At 46.6% G+C, this 283-nt stretch carries 1 protein-coding gene; it reads left to right on the top strand.

What is annotated here, in order from left to right; translation table 11 throughout:
• Window positions 1-68: 68 nt before the first annotated feature.
• Window positions 69-283: hypothetical protein (locus tag JEM65_RS22560; protein WP_233530788.1), on the top strand; the 215-nt coding region annotated here is incomplete at its 3' end.

Here is a 283-nt window from a genome sequence, read left to right as displayed (position 1 = left end):
TATCACGCATCAAGAGCAGAACGGTCCGTGTCCAGTAATACAAGAACAGGGCCAGAATCGCCCAACCAGTGATCAAGGACACATCTGCTCCGGTGTCGGGGATCGCAGATATCGACCCTGCCATGACCATTTTGGACTTGTCTCCTGCTTCCTTCACTGCGATAAACACTTCGAGTGTGACTGCTCTAGATCATATTTATTCATCGATGGAAGCAAAACATCACTCATTTGATACTTCAGAAAATGGTTCAATTGATCACGTTCCTGTTTTTGCCCAACTGCG

Source organism: Gelidibacter salicanalis, from assembly GCF_016469035.1.
In the GTDB taxonomy this organism is placed as follows: domain Bacteria; phylum Bacteroidota; class Bacteroidia; order Flavobacteriales; family Flavobacteriaceae; genus Gelidibacter; species Gelidibacter salicanalis_A.
The sequence above is the reverse complement of the archived record's forward strand: the minus strand, read 5'-3'. Positions and strand labels throughout refer to the sequence as shown.